Origin of the sequence: Rhodococcus erythropolis NBRC 15567, from assembly GCF_001552595.1 — a bacterium.
GTDB lineage: Bacteria > Actinomycetota > Actinomycetes > Mycobacteriales > Mycobacteriaceae > Rhodococcus_F > Rhodococcus_F erythropolis.
In genome coordinates this window covers 66,923-81,047 of the sequence record NZ_BCRM01000022.1, presented here as the reverse complement: position 1 = coordinate 81,047, position 14,125 = coordinate 66,923, and the positions used below count along the sequence as shown (strand labels likewise).

At 62.4% G+C, this 14,125-nt stretch carries 15 protein-coding genes; 7 read left to right on the top strand and 8 right to left on the bottom strand.

Annotated features, from left to right (window positions below):
• Positions 1-4: 4 nt before the first annotated feature.
• On the bottom strand, positions 5-784 hold the full coding sequence (locus RE4_RS23330; RefSeq protein WP_019746803.1) for an enoyl-CoA hydratase: 780 nt from the start codon (positions 782-784) through the stop codon (positions 5-7).
• Positions 781-1,770, bottom strand: coding sequence for an NAD(P)H-dependent flavin oxidoreductase (locus RE4_RS23325; RefSeq protein ID WP_019746804.1), 990 nt, complete (start codon positions 1,768-1,770; stop codon positions 781-783). The genes RE4_RS23330 and RE4_RS23325 overlap by 4 nt, the downstream gene beginning before the upstream one ends.
• A gap of 338 nt (positions 1,771-2,108) precedes the next feature.
• On the opposite strand from RE4_RS23325, the gene RE4_RS23320 reads away from it, so the two are divergent.
• Positions 2,109-3,332 (top strand): TetR/AcrR family transcriptional regulator, encoded by a 1,224-nt coding sequence (locus RE4_RS23320; protein ID WP_060939457.1) that lies wholly within the window; start codon positions 2,109-2,111, stop codon positions 3,330-3,332.
• 98 nt (positions 3,333-3,430) lie between these two features.
• Positions 3,431-3,865 carry an OsmC family protein gene (locus tag RE4_RS23315; protein WP_003945839.1) on the top strand — a complete coding sequence of 145 codons (435 nt, stop codon included), beginning with the start codon at positions 3,431-3,433 and terminating at the stop codon, positions 3,863-3,865.
• Here the strand turns inward: RE4_RS23315 and RE4_RS23310 are convergent.
• Together RE4_RS23310 and RE4_RS23305 are read right to left on the bottom strand one after the other, a co-directional pair.
• Complete coding sequence (locus tag RE4_RS23310) at positions 3,840-4,322, bottom strand: hypothetical protein (protein WP_020906087.1); 483 nt, start codon at positions 4,320-4,322, stop codon at positions 3,840-3,842. The genes RE4_RS23315 and RE4_RS23310 overlap by 26 nt on opposite strands.
• A complete protein-coding gene (locus RE4_RS23305; RefSeq protein WP_019746807.1) occupies positions 4,319-4,834 on the bottom strand; it encodes a DUF4352 domain-containing protein in 516 nt (171 codons plus the stop codon). The genes RE4_RS23310 and RE4_RS23305 overlap by 4 nt, the downstream gene beginning before the upstream one ends.
• A 24-nt stretch (positions 4,835-4,858) precedes the next feature.
• Here RE4_RS23305 and RE4_RS23300 point away from each other — a divergent pair, with 24 nt between their 5' ends.
• From RE4_RS23300 to RE4_RS23290, 3 genes are read left to right on the top strand one after another with little or no spacing between them, the layout of a single operon-like run.
• Positions 4,859-6,214: a sensor histidine kinase gene (locus RE4_RS23300; RefSeq protein WP_060939439.1), complete on the top strand. Its 1,356-nt coding sequence runs from the start codon at positions 4,859-4,861 to the stop codon at positions 6,212-6,214.
• Between the two features lie 48 nt (positions 6,215-6,262).
• On the top strand, positions 6,263-6,922 hold the full coding sequence (locus RE4_RS23295; protein ID WP_060939438.1) for a response regulator: 660 nt from the start codon (positions 6,263-6,265) through the stop codon (positions 6,920-6,922).
• Positions 6,923-6,977: 55 nt separating this feature from the next.
• On the top strand, positions 6,978-7,622 hold the full coding sequence (locus RE4_RS23290; RefSeq protein WP_225989533.1) for a DsbA family oxidoreductase: 645 nt from the start codon (positions 6,978-6,980) through the stop codon (positions 7,620-7,622).
• Here RE4_RS23290 and RE4_RS23285 read toward each other — a convergent pair.
• Positions 7,601-8,869, bottom strand: coding sequence for a GAF domain-containing protein (locus tag RE4_RS23285; protein WP_046377894.1), 1,269 nt, complete (start codon positions 8,867-8,869; stop codon positions 7,601-7,603). The genes RE4_RS23290 and RE4_RS23285 overlap by 22 nt on opposite strands.
• A 95-nt stretch (positions 8,870-8,964) precedes the next feature.
• Complete coding sequence (locus tag RE4_RS23280) at positions 8,965-9,744, bottom strand: acetoin reductase (RefSeq protein WP_060939456.1); 780 nt, start codon at positions 9,742-9,744, stop codon at positions 8,965-8,967.
• Between the two features lie 219 nt (positions 9,745-9,963).
• On the opposite strand from RE4_RS23280, the gene RE4_RS23275 reads away from it, so the two are divergent.
• Both RE4_RS23275 and RE4_RS23270 read left to right on the top strand, forming a co-directional pair.
• Positions 9,964-11,109: a hypothetical protein gene (locus RE4_RS23275; protein ID WP_060939437.1), complete on the top strand. Its 1,146-nt coding sequence runs from the start codon at positions 9,964-9,966 to the stop codon at positions 11,107-11,109.
• Between the two features lie 140 nt (positions 11,110-11,249).
• On the top strand, positions 11,250-13,085 hold the full coding sequence (locus RE4_RS23270; protein WP_046379764.1) for a flavin-containing monooxygenase: 1,836 nt from the start codon (positions 11,250-11,252) through the stop codon (positions 13,083-13,085).
• A gap of 59 nt (positions 13,086-13,144) precedes the next feature.
• Here the strand turns inward: RE4_RS23270 and RE4_RS23265 are convergent, their stop codons facing one another.
• Together RE4_RS23265 and RE4_RS23260 are read right to left on the bottom strand one after the other, a co-directional pair.
• On the bottom strand, positions 13,145-13,921 hold the full coding sequence (locus tag RE4_RS23265) for a CbtA family protein (RefSeq protein WP_019746815.1): 777 nt from the start codon (positions 13,919-13,921) through the stop codon (positions 13,145-13,147).
• Entirely contained in the window at positions 13,912-14,106 is a 195-nt protein-coding gene (locus tag RE4_RS23260) for a CbtB domain-containing protein (RefSeq protein ID WP_003945915.1), read from the bottom strand. Before RE4_RS23260 ends, RE4_RS23265 begins: the two co-directional genes overlap by 10 nt.
• Positions 14,107-14,125 lie beyond the last annotated feature (19 nt).

Genomic DNA, 14,125 nt, shown 5'->3' with positions numbered 1-14,125 from the left:
ACGGCTACTTGAAGTGCGGTGCGCGCTTCTGCAGCATCGCCATCGCGCCTTCTTTGAAGTCGTCGCCGGTGAGAAGTTCTGCCTGACCGGTATTTTCGAGCTCCAACGCGGCATCGAGGCGGTCCAGCGTCGCCGCATTGAGTGCGCGCTTGGTGAGTTCGAGTGCGCGTCGGGGAGCCTTCGACGTGCGATCGACGACCGAGTCGACGAGTGCGTCGAACGCGTCGTCTGCGACGGTGCGGGACACGAGCCCGAAACGCTCTGCGTCCTCGGCGGAAACCCGCTCGCCCAGCAACGCCATCTCGGCCGCTCTGGCACGTCCGATCGCTGCCGGCACCAGCGCACTGGCGCCGCCGTCGGGCATCAGGCCGATGTTGACGAACGAGAGGAGGAAATAGGCGCTCGATGCTGCGTACGTCAGGTCCGCGGCCAGGGCGATGGACACTCCGACGCCGGCTGCCGGGCCGTTGACCGCGGCGATCACCGGGACCGGGGCGCTGGTGATGGCGCGAATCAGAGAAGTCGCGGCATCCATGACAACTTTCGGGTCTGCGGGGTTGAGGGCCGCTGCCGCAAGATCGGCTCCGGTGCAGAACGCTCGACCGGATCCGGTGATCACGATGGTACGAACTCTCGGGTCTGCGCCGCCCTCTCTGACGGCGGCTGCGAAAGCAGTCATCGTGGGTAGATCGATCGCGTTCATCCGCTTCGGGCGGTCGAAGGTCAATCGCAGTACACCGTCGGTGATTTCGGAGCGAAAGCCCGTCTCGGCGGTGGCGGTCATGCCGCGCTCACAGCGGTGACGAATCCGGAAAGCCGTGAGGTGATGAGGTGTTCGGCCTCCGAGACCATGCGGTCGATCATGTCGGCGACGGTCGGGATGTCGTTGATCAACCCTTGGCTTTGCCCGGCGGACCAGATGCCTGCATCGAGATCGCCGTCTTCGAAGACCTTGCGCCCGCGTGCCCCGGCGACCAGATGCTGGATGTCGCTGAACTGCGCGTCGCCGCGTGCCTCGATGTCGACGACTTCGGCGCTGATCGCATTCGCTGCTACGCGTGCGGTGTTGTGCAGAGTCCGGAAAATCAGCTTGGTGTCACGCTCGGTGTTGGCGACTATCTGCTCTTTAACCGATTGTGCTACAGGAGATTCCACGGTGCACATGAATCGAGTTCCCATGTTGACGCCGTCTGCTCCGAGCGCAAGCGCCGCGACGAGTCCGCGGGAATCTGCGATTCCGCCTGACGCGATCACCGGAATCGTGAGTTGCTGCGTGGCCGCCGGAATCAGAATCAGCCCTGGTATGTCGTCTTCACCTGGGTGTCCGGCGCATTCGAAGCCGTCGATGCTGACGGCGTCGACGCCCAGTCTCTCGGCCTTGACCGCGTGACGAACTGCAGTGCACTTGTGGATCACCTTCACGCCCGCGTCCTTGAAATGCGGAAGATGATCGATCGGATTGGAACCGGCCGTCTCGACGATCTTGATCCCGGATTCGATGATCGCCTGGCGATATTCGGCGTACGGCGGCGGCGTGATCGACGGCAGAATCGTGAGATTGACGCCGAAAGGCTTGTCGGTGAGATCGCGGGTCCGAGCAATTTCCTTGACGAGATCTTCCGGAGTGGGTTGGGTAAGGCCGGTCAGGAACCCCAGGGCGCCCGAATTGGCCGTGGCCGCAACAAGTTCTGCGCGTCCTACCCACATCATGCCGCCCTGCACGATCGGATGGTCTACGCCGAACATCTCGGTGAAGCGAGTGCGAATCATCTGCTCACAACTACTTTCTTACGATCGGTCAATCGGCATCGAACCCTATTGCAGGCGAAGAAAAATCCTGCGCTGCATGGAACGAGCCCGCCAGCGGACTGCGTGCAAGTTTGTGCGAATCATCACTAACATAACACCGGTGTGAGAGCGGGTGTCAAGACTCTTTTTCCGGAATCCGTCCGCCGTGACAGCCGCGTTGTAGGGTTTCGGGTGAAGCCGTACCGGGCGCGAATTGCGACCTTCGCGACCGTTAACATGGTCCGTTCGGACTCGCGCCCGTAGAAGTGCGGTGCAGCGGACGAAGGCAGTGGAAGAAAGCAACGGAAGTGGAGGGTCAGGTGCCCGGACAGACACGCGTCTCCGTGAGCGGCAGTGGCTCTGCACCACGAACGCGTCCGAAGAATCGGAAGGCCCAAATCGCGGCCGCTGCCGCGGAGGCATTCAGTGAACGTGGCTACCACGCGGTCGGCATCGACGAGATCGCAGCGAAGGTCGGAATCTCCGGGCCGGCCCTCTATCGTCATTTCCCCACGAAATACGCGCTGTTCGTCTACACCGTGAACAACCTGACCCAGGCGTTGCTGGATGCCAGCGATCCCGCGGTACACGGAAACGACGATCCACGCGAGCAGTTGAACTCCACCATGGTGGGGGTCATCCGCGCGACGATCGAGAATCGGCGTAGGGGAGGGCTCTACCGTTGGGAGGGCCGGTACCTGGTCGACGAGGATCGTGAGCAATTGCGGGAGGGAATGCGCACGCTCAATCTTCGGATTGCCGAGCCGTTGGCCGCAGTGCGCCCGGAACTGGACCCGGCCGACGTCGAGCTGATCGCACCGGCTGTGCTCAGCGTGATCGCCAGTATCACCGGTCATCGATCGGCGTTGTCCGCCAAGCAGATCGAATCGTTGATTCTCACAGCTTGTTGGTCGGTCATCGGCGTCGAGTTGCCCGTTGGTGCGAAGGACAGCGGGAAGAAAGCGGCGCCCGAACGCAAACCCGGTCTTGCTCGGACATCGAAACGTGAAGTGCTGCTTCAGGAAGCCGTATTGCTGTTCGATCAGCGCGGCTATCACGACGTGAGTATCGAGGAGATCGGCGCTGCAGCGGGTATCAACGCGTCGAGCGTGTACCGGCACTTCGCGAGCAAAGCCGATCTACTCGCCGCGGCTTTCTATCGGGCGTCCGATCGCCTGACGATGACGTTGGGTTCGGCGTTGGCGGAGTCGGAGACACCACTCGCGGCCGTAGAGACATTGGCCAAGATGTACGTCGAGGTGTCGTTCGGCAGAAGCGAACTGTTGGCAGTCTATTTCGCCGAGATCGGCAGCTTGCCGGACCGGTCGCGGACCGAGTTGCGGAACATCCAGCGGCTCAACGTGGAGGAGTGGGCGCACTTGTGCGTCGAGGCGCGGCCGGAGTTGACGATCGTCCAAGCGCGGTTCCTCGTCCACGCGGCGCTCGGTCTGGTCTTCGACATCGGCAGGATCGTGCACTTTTCCTCGGAGAACTCCGCGCAGGCGCGCGTCGAGAAATTGCTGACCGCGACTCTCCTGGGGTAGCGCAGTCCGAAACAGTAGGTGTGACTTCACGTATCGCGGGTAGGTTCGTGATCGCAAGGCGTTCACCGAATCATGTGAAGACGGAAGTAGGGACAGCAATGCCAACTCGTACCGCACGCACCGCCTGGAACGGCACCCTCGAAGCCGGGTCGGGACAGGTCGAACTCACCAGCTCGGGTGTCGCGACCTTCGATGTGTCGTTCCCCAAGCGCGCAGCTGAGGAAGCCGGCGGAACCACCAGCCCCGAAGAACTGATCGCCGCGGCACATTCGTCCTGCTACGCGATGCAGTTGTCGGCACTGATCGCCGAGGCCGGCGGAACTCCGCAGAGCCTCGACATCACCGCAGACGTGTCGCTGGGCCCCGACACGGTCGGCTTCAAGCTCACCGGAATCAAGCTCACCGTTCGCGCCGAGGTCGACGGCCTCGACGCCGACGGTTTTGCCAAGGTTGCCCAGGCGGCCAAGGAAACGTGCCCGATCAGCAAGGCGCTGACCGGCGTCGACATCACGTTGGATGCGGCACTGGACTGATCACCTCGTGCTCGGGCGCCCCCTGCGGCGCCCGAGTGCGGTTGTGTGTGACGACCAGGTAGCTTGCGAACAATATCGGGAGCACCCACAGATCCGATGGATCACGAAAGACCACGATCGGCAAGAGCTCGCCGCGGAATCCTCCTGCGGTCCAGCGGAAAAACCCGATCACCCACTCGTACGCGTCGCCGATCGGCGAGACCGTCTTCACCGCGGCGAAGCCGATGCCCGTGACCGCGATGGACCAGGCGATCGCTGCTCGCCCCGCCAGCTTTCGTCTGAGCACCTCGAGAACCGAGAGCAGGAGCAAGGGAAACAGGAACACGCCGGCGACGTCGGACAGCTTGCCCGTCATCGTGTTCCCGAATGCCCCTTTGAGTACGTGGTCGTTGACCAAGATGACGGCCACCGAGACCAGCGCCCACGGACTCAGCAGCAGATCGCCCGGGCGGTTCACGACAGGTTGATGGTTGCCGAGCCGGACGAGAACAGGTCGCACTTGAACTGAAGGCGAAGACCGGTGGCGGCTTCGGGGACCTCGTACGCCAATTCGCCTCGCTTGGCTGCACCCGGCGCAAGCTCTCCGTCGACACTCGACGTGCTGCTGTCGGTGAACGTGATGTTGTACGACTTGTTGGTCGAGTCCTGCAGTTCGAAGCACATCATCGATGACACAGTCGACGGCTTGTCGCTGTTGTTGGTGACCTCGGTGTCGACCACGACGTAGCGGTTTCCGGGATCCGCGGTGATGAACTGATTGGTCGAGACATAGGGATCGACAACGCCGTGTACCTGGACGCGCCAGTCGCCCAGTTCGACGACGTCACCGATGCCGAAGGCAGCCGCGGGTGCGGCGGAAGAACCGTTGTCGTCGACCTTCTTCGCTTCGTCGGTCTCGCCCGAGGCGATGGTTGCGAACAGGGCTGCGCCGACGGCGAGGAGGGCGAGGGGAGTACGGAGTGATCGCATGATGTGCGCCTTTCGAGAGTTGGTATGGCACAAGTCAACGATGTGGGGACCGCTCACCGCTTCGGTCGAAAGATCGGGGAGCCTCATCCTTTCGGTCGGAGCTTGACGGTTCGTCCACCCGTTCGGCTGATTCGAGGCGTCGGTGGCGGTGGATACGCTTGCTCGGTGATCACCACCAAAGGAACCGTTGTGCGACGACGCGTATGGACTACCGCCGCCGTCGCGTTCAGCCTTTTCTGTTCCTTCATGACGGTGGGCATCGCAGGCGCGTCGGGAAATATGCCACCGGCATTGGTCGGGATCGGGTTCGTCCTGGGCGTGGCCGGTGGGATATCGCTTGTCTGGCGCCATCAACATCCCTGGGTGGTTCTGGCGATCACGCTGGTCGGCCCGCTGTTCTTCCCCACCGATGCGACGGCGGCGCTCATCGCGTTGTTCGCCGTTGCTCGGATCGCGCGTGGGCCTCGGCTTGCAGTAGCCGCGGCAGCTGTCTTCGTCGTGTGCGGAATTTCGTTGACCTACGACGCTTTTCGAAATCGTGAGTACTCCGTTCTCACGATGGGCACCGCGAAACCCAAAGACGGTTCGGTGGTTGTTCAATACGACGTCGCCATCTGGATCCCGTGGCTCGTCGCAGCCGTCATGGTCGGCATTGTCGTGGCGCTCTCGCTCCTGATTCGGACCAGAACCGAACTCGTCGAGGCCGAGCACGTACGGGATCTGGCCACCGAGAAAACCGACGTGATGCGCGACGAGATGATTCGCACCGAGGAACGAACGCGGATCGCTCGAGACATGCACGACACGATCGCGGCCAGTCTGAGCCGGATCTCGTTGTTCGCCGGCGGGTTGCAGGTCAGCGCGGCAGACAATCCCGAGAAGGTCGTCAACACCGCAGCGATGATCAGAACCACCGCACACGAGGCTTTGGACGAATTGAAGGGAATCGTCGGAGTGCTCAGGGGAAGCGGTGATCGCCGCGAACACGGTGGGCACCAGGGGATCGACGCGATCGGTGACCTGGTCAACAGTGCACGCGCGGCAGGCATCCACTGCCGTCTCGAATCCGAGTTGCTCCCGGGTGATGTCGGAATGTTGGCGGGGCATGTCTGTTATCGCGTCGTTCAGGAATCGTTGACCAACGTCCAGAAGTACGCGAGCGACCAGATGCTCGTCATTTCCGTGACCGGGTCGCCGCACGACGGAATCCGCATCCTCGCACGCAACAAGCTGAGCGAGCTTGCACCCATGACGTCGATCGGTTCTCGATCCGGCCTACGCGGGTTGGCCGAACAGGCGCGAGAGATCGGCGGCAAGGTGGAGGCAGGCGCGTTGGGGGACGATTTCCTCGTCAGTTGCTGGGTGCCCTGGTCGTCGTAGCCCTCCCACCCTCCAACTGTCGGGGGCTCTGGGTAATCTGAGCGCACTATGGACGCTGACTCGCGCATCACAGTTTTGATCGTCGACAACGACGCGTGGGTTCGGCGCGGGATGAAGGACATCCTGGAAGCAGCGCCGGACATCGTGGTGGTTGCCGAGGCCGAGGCCGAGGACGGCGATCAGGTCGCAGCCAAGGTCACTCGTTTTCGTCCCCACGTGGTGCTGATGGATCTGAAAATGGCACGGGTCGGTGGCTTGGAGGCCACGCGTGAATTGATGACCATGAGCAATCCACCGAAGGTCATTGCCATGACCGCCTTCGACGTCGACGACATGGTTGTGCAGGCAGTCGAGGCGGGCGCGCACAGTTTCCTGAGCAAGGACGCAGCTCCGCAGGCGTTCCAGCAGGCAGTGCGGGTAGTGGCGTCGGACCACTCGTTGTTCAGTTGCGATTCTCTGCGCGCCATCGTGGCCTCGTCGCCGCGTCGGCAAGCGCCCGATCAGACTCCGCTCGCTTCGCTCACCGATCGGGAGCGCGAAGTGCTGACAATCCTGGCGACAGGCGCGGCCAACAGCGTTATCGCGGAGCGGCTGTACCTCGGTGAGACCACCGTCAAGACGCATATCTCTTCGCTGTTCGCCAAGCTGGGTGTGCCCAACCGCGTGAGTGCGTCGTTGATCGCGTTCCGGTGTGGCCTTGTGACGTGACTCGGGACTAATCCCGACCCTGTTCGTTGTTGCACCTTCGGTGACTGATCAAATCGTGATTGACCAAGACGTGACCATCGAAGTGTGGTCGGACGTCGCTTGTCCGTGGTGCTACATCGGAAAGACCAGGTTCCTCTCGGCGCTGGATCGTTTCGAGAACAAGGACCGCGTCAACGTCATCTGGCGCTCGTACCAGCTCGCTCCGGAGACCCCGGTGGGAGAGGGCCGAACCGAACTCGACGCCTTGGTCGAAATGAAGGGGATGGCGCCTGATCAGGTACGTCAGATGTTCGCCCACGTCAGCGCGACGGCCGCCGAGGTCGGGTTGACCTTGGACTTCGAAACCGTGATCGCCGCCAATACCTTTGATGCGCACAGGTTGCTGCATCTCGCGGGTGAGCGGCAGAACGAACTCCTCGAAGCGCTGTTCAAAGCGCACTTCAGCGACGGCTTGGTGATCGACGACCGTGAGGTGCTGGTCGAGCTGGCCGTGAGCGTCGGCCTCGACGCCGATGTCGTGCGCGAGCAACTGGGCTCCGATGCCGCAGCGGAGGCTGTCCGCGAAGATCTGTCCATGGCCCGCCAACTGCAGGTCAGCGGCGTTCCGTTCTTTGTCGCCAACCGTGCGGTTGCCGTGTCCGGCGCTCAGCCCGAAGAGGTGTTTCTGCAGTTGCTCACTCAGGCCTCCGAACCGGCCTGAGAAAGGCGAGCGGCACGCACAGCCGGGGCGTTCGAAAACGGCAACAGATGTGCGCCGTTCACAGGGCAGGACAAGGTCACGTGCGCTGCATCGACGAACCGGTACGGCTGCGCTGCAACAACTCCGGCGAGGTTCTTTCGCAGACGCGACATCTCGGCCCGCGCGGTCACCGTGCGGGCCGGGTCGCCGAACAGATCTTGCGCCAACCGCGATGCAGTCAGTCCCCGTCTCTCGGATCCGAGGAGGAACAGAATCTCCGCATGTCGTTGGGTGGGGGCGTATGCCCATTCGCCGAAACCCGACGTGACTGTCACCGACATGTTCTCGGAATCGCGCAGATCAATATGCACCGTGGGCGCGCTGATTCTCTCGCCGGTGGTGATCGGTCTAACCAGCCACCCGCCGGGAAGCGGATCCAGTTCGCACAGGCCCAGGGCCGGGAACCATGTCCTGCCGGGAGCCAAAGCTGCGGGGAGCAGCACGCGCGAGCGATGAGGTAACGCGTCGACCGCTGCGACCCATCCGTGGGTGTCGATCACCAATGCGGGTGATCCGCTTCGTGCAAGCATCGGCCCTGCAACAGAACGTAGTTGATCGAGATTGTCCCGATGCTTGTCGCGCAGGTGTGATTGAGCGAGGCGTGCGACGGCGTCGACCAGAGCGAGCGTCGTGGGATGGACGGTCTTGGCAGGACCACTGATGTCGACGACGCCGATGACACGGTCGTCCCGCGGATCGCGGATGGGCGCCCCCGCACACGTCCACGGATGATGGCTGCGCGCATAGTGTTCCGCCGAGAAGATCTGAACCGCCTGTCGTGACACCAATGCCGTTCCGATGGCATTGGTGCCGACGCTGTCCTCCGCCCAGTTCGCCCCTTCGACAAATCCCAGACGCGCAGCTTGGTCCAGTACGCGATGGGAACCGCTGCGCCACAGTACAGTTCCGCGAAGATCTGCGACGACCATGATGTTCTCACCGCTCGCGGTGACCGATTCGAGTCCGCGTGTCACGTCGTCGAGTACGTCGTACAGTCCGGACTCACGACGACGGAGATCGAGTTCGGCGACGTCCATCGACGGTTCGACCCGGCTGTGCTCGGGATCGATACCGAGTTCGCGCAGGCGCTGCCACGATTGGCGCACCACGTCCCTTGGGCGGGCCGGTGCGCGGTCTCCGGCCATCGTCGCGTCGTACACCGCGGCGAGGGTCCTCGCGTAGTCGCGAGGATCCTCGCCGGGCGGCATCGCAGGCTCTGGCAACCGCTTTTTCAGTGAAGACACCGCTTTCGGCGAAGACGCCGCTTTCGGCGAAGACGCCGCTTTCAGTGAAGACACCTCGGTCAGCGGTAGACGAGACCGCCGTCGATGAGACCGGCCTGCCCGGTCATGTAGTCGGAATCGGGCCCAGCGAGGTAAGAGACGAAACCGGCTACGTCGTCGGGGGTTTCAGCTCGACCCAGCGCAATTCCGCCGACGAACTTCTCGTAGGTGGCGCCCTCTGGCGCACCGGTCAACTCGGCGAACCTCTTGTCGATCGTCACCCACATGTCGGTGCCCACGACGCCGGGGCAGTACGCGTTGACGGTGATTCCGTCGGACGCGTATTCCTTGGCCGCAGCCTGAGTGAGGGCCCTGACCGCGAATTTTGTTGCGCTGTAAACACCTAACATGGCGAACCCGTCATGACCGGCGATGGACGACGCGTTGATGATCTTTCCGCGCTGACCGAGCGCCTGGAACTTTGCCGCTGCGGCTTGAATTCCCCACAGGACACCGTCGACGTTGACGCTCCAGATCTTGGAGACCTCTTCCGGCGTCGCATCGGAGATCGGGCCGACGAGAGCGATTCCCGCGTTGTTGACGATGACGTCGAATCCGCTCAACTCACTGTGCGCGTGTTCGACTGCGGCGTGAACCTGCGCGCGATCGCTGACATCGGAGATAAACGTCGTCGCACGACGACCGATCTGTCTGATCTCGTCGGCAACCGCATCCAGCTTGGTCTGGTCGAGGTCGACCAACGCGATGTCGGCGCCGTCGTGGGCGAGGCGGAGAGCGATTCCGCGTCCGATTCCTTGGCCGGCGCCGGTGACCAGTACTACCTTGCCCGTGATGCTCATGCAGATCTCCTCGTAAGCAGTGAACCAGTCGGTTGTGAACCGGTGAGTGATTTGTATGTGACGGCGACCACAATGCGGAAGGGTTGCACCGTGTTGCAATTCCGGAAAATCGGACAGCAGTTGCAACCCTCGGCAACCCTCCCGGTACCCCGCGCGACGGTTCCATAGTTGCGCCACCACTTCGCGAATCATCTTGCGAGACAATCTGGGAGAGGGCACATGACCGCTACAGTCGACACACCCACGGAACCGGCCACGCCGAGCCGACAACCGTCACGCCGCTGGATCGGGTTCGGGATCGCGAACCTCGTGATCGTTCTCGTGCTGGCCGTGGCGAGTTGGTACCTTCTGGCCGATCCGACCACCAGTCCCTGGAGTTTCTATCCTCTGCCGTTCAACGCGGCGCTTTTCTGGGCAATCCTTTTTGTTGTGTTCATCGGCTTCAATTGCGAGTTCGCCGGCTTCGATCGACTCCCACAGCCGGCGAAAGGCTTGGCGATCATGGTCGCGACCGCGGTCTTCGCCGTCGTGGTGACGTGGCTCCTGGCAAACGGCTTGGGGAGTTTGTACCCGGATTTCGCGGCCGATCGTGAGGGCGGCCTCGGATATTTCGCGGGTGCGCTGTTCGTGCTCTTCGGCTTCGGGACCTGGGTGATGGTGGTCCTGAACTGGCAGCATTGGCCGTGGACTTCCCTCGGGATGAAGCAGCCGTTGGTGGGTTTGTGTGAGATCGCGTTTGTCGCCGTCCCGACGCTGGCGCTGTACTTCGTGTTCGGTCTGCCGTCCGTGTCGCTGTCTGCCACGGATCCGTTGATGACCGTCGACACCGCACTCGGATGGTTCTACTGCGTCGTGGTGGTCGTGATCCTGACTGGCCAGACGCTCGACAACTGGCCGTGGCGACTGTTCGGCGGCGGCGGTAAGACGGCGCTCGCAGCCACGATCGGTAACTTCGCCGTCGGAACCGGCTTGTACTTCGTGGCACTTCCGGTCGTGAAGGTGTTGGTGGGAAGCGATGCCGTTGCCGAGTTGGGTGGTGTGGTCCATCAGTTCCCGGCGCAGCTCGGTGTGTGCTGGGCCTTCTGGATGATCTTCTGGGCCAACGCCTTCGGTAACAAGCCCACGGGCTTTGCGGACGGGGTCAACCTGGCGATCCGCGCGCTGCTCACGTTTGCGCTCGCGGTGGTCACATTCTTGTTCTATTACCGCTTTGCGGCAGAGCACATTCTTCACGAGCCGGCAGTTGTCGACGGATTACACGGCAATGCACTGGGTTTCGTGGACTGGGCCGTGTTGTGGACGCTGTTCTACGTCGTGGGATTTCAGTCGCTGGGACTCGGCAAATTCAAGCCTACTGAGGGGTGAGTCGGTTGCCCGCACATCGGTGCGGGTAACCGGTATCGGGCGGCGGCACCGCGCCCGCTGATTGCAACAGACTGCAACGCTTGTGACCGGGGCCACTTATGGGATGTGCTGTGTGTCACATTCACAAACAAGGAGAAGTGATGACGCAAACCATCGATTCCGCAGTCACCCCCGAGGTGAAGTTGACGGCGGTGACACCTCAGGAACGCGTCGACGCCTGGCTGGCGGATTTCGAGTCGGCCCTCGCGGCTCGTGACATCGAGCGTGTGGCAGGCAAATTTGCACTCGACAGCTTCTGGCGAGACTTGGTGTCGTTCACCTGGAACATCAAGACCGTCGAAGGTCGCGAGCAGATTGCCGACATGCTCTCCGAGCGTCTCGACGACACCGATCCTTCGGGATTCCGGACCACCGAGACACCCGACGAAGCCGACGGCGTCACGTCGGCCTGGATCGAATTCGAGACTGCAACCGGTCGCGCGCACGGGCACCTTCGTTTGAAAGGAGATGAAGGTTGGACCCTGCTGACGTCGTTGCAGGAATTGAAGGGACACGAAGAAGGTAAGGGCACTCGCCGGCCTCGTGGAGCGAAGCACGGAGCGGACCCGAACCGCATCACGTGGGCCGAGCAGAAGGAGATCGAGGATCGCGAACTGGGTTACACCACACAGCCTTACGTCGTGATCGTCGGCGGCGGCCAGGGAGGCATCGCCCTCGGTGCCCGGATGCGCCAACTCGGAGTTCCGGCCATCGTGATCGACAGCCACGAGCGGCCGGGCGACCAGTGGCGCGGACGCTACAAGTCCCTGTGCCTGCACGATCCGGTTTGGTACGACCACCTGCCATACATGCCGTTCCCCGACAACTGGCCGGTGTTCGCGCCCAAGGACAAGATCGGCGACTGGCTCGAGATGTACACCAAGGTCATGGAGGTTCCGTACTGGAGTTCCACGACCTGCACCTCCGCGTCGTTCGACGAGAAGACCCAGGAATGGACCGTCGAGGTCAACCGCAACGGCGAGAAGCTGACGTTGCGTCCCAAGCAGTTGGTGATGGCGACGGGTATGTCCGGCAAGGCCAACATTCCGACGTTCCCCGGGCAGGACAAGTTCCTCGGCGATCAGCACCACTCGAGCAAGCACCCCGGCCCGGATCAGTACGTGGGCAAGAAGGTCGTCGTGATCGGGGCCAATAACTCCTCGCACGACATCTGCGGTGCACTGTGGGAGAACGGCATCGACGTCACGATGGTGCAGCGCAGCTCGACGCACATCGTGAAGTCGGATTCGCTGATGGATTTGGGCTTGGGCGATCTGTACTCGGAGCGTGCACTGGCCGCAGGCATGACGACGCACAAGGCGGACCTCACGTTCGGTTCGCTGCCGTACCGGATCATGCACGAGTTCCAGATCCCGGTGTACGACGCAATCCGTGAGCGCGACAAGGATTTCTACGATCGCCTCGAGAAGGCGGGCTTCGAGCACGACTGGGGCGACGACGGTTCAGGTCTGTTCATGAAGTACCTACGCCGCGGTTCGGGGTACTACATCGACGTCGGCGCGGCCGAACTGGTTGCCAATGGAGACATCAAGCTCGCGCACGGCAACATTCGTGAGCTGACCGAGAACAGCGTGATCCTCGAAGACGGTACGGAATTGCCTGCCGACGTGGTGGTCTACGCGACCGGCTACGGCTCGATGAACGGCTGGGTGGCGGATCTGATCGGTCAGGACACCGCCGACAAGGTCGGCAAGGTGTGGGGCCTGGGCTCGAATACCACCAAGGATCCGGGACCGTGGGAAGGCGAGCAGCGCAACATGTGGAAGCCGACGCAGCAGGAAGCGCTGTGGTTCCACGGAGGCAATCTGCACCAGTCGCGCCACTACTCGCTGTACTTGGCGTTGCAGTTGAAGGCGCGCTACGAGGGCATCCCGACGCCGGTGTACGGACTGCAGGAAGTGCATCACCTGAGCTGAAATAGAACTGCTGTGCGCCTTTATTAACCGCCCGCGGTTAATAAAGGCGCACAGCAGGTTCAGCGAAGGGCGTACTTTTTTGCTACTTCGGTGTTCTTGGTCGCGCGCTCGGTGAGGAAGGCGAATGCCAACCCGAGCACGAGCCAGAGCGTCGCCTGCGTAGCGAGCGAGGAAAGTCGGAACTCCCACAGCAGAGTTGCCGGGAAGTCCTCGCCCACCTCGTTGATGCCGGGAAGCGAGACGTAACCGATCGTGGCGATCACCAGGAACGCAGCCACCGGAGCAGCGATGCGCACGCTGAGGAACTCGTGCCCGGAAACTGCCTTTGCCGCCGCTGCTGCCGCGGTGACGGACAGTAGCCCGAGAATCACGGCGGCCAGCCACAGCAGTGTGCGCTGGTTGATGGTGTCGGGATCTCCGACGGCCGGCGGATTGGCCGGGTACTTGAAGAAGGGCACGGCCTCGATGGCCAGCCAACCACCGACGGCGATGGTGATCGCCAACAACGGCCCGGACATTCCGGTGAGTCGTCGAGCGTAATTGGCAACGACCGAGAAGATTGCCCCGAGTGCCAGTCCGGCCAGCGCTGTGGCCAGGAACAGCCCGGCGCGCTGCCCGTCGCGGCTCACCAGTGGTTCTTCTTCGTCACCGTGCGAATGCCCAGCGGCTTCGCCGGCAACCTCACCGGTGGCGCTGTTGGCTTCTTCGATCGCAATGGCGGCATTGACGTGCGGTTCACCCAGCACGAATGCAACTCCGCCGGCAAGGATGCCTGCGATCAAACCAGCCAACAAACCACGAATGAGAAGCTTCGTGAAATTGTCGACTAGTGGCACGGCAGGCCCATCAAGTGTCGACCGTCGTGCATCAATTCATGCATGTACATGCCGGTGCGAGAGATAGCGCCCTGGTCGAATCCGACCAGGTAGAGAGCGAGCATCGCGAACAGAACTACTGCAGCGGCGAGGAAAGCAAGACGAGTCGAATCGATCGACGTATCGGGAGAATAGGCGAGAGCCATCGAAGCCTCCTGGGATTTT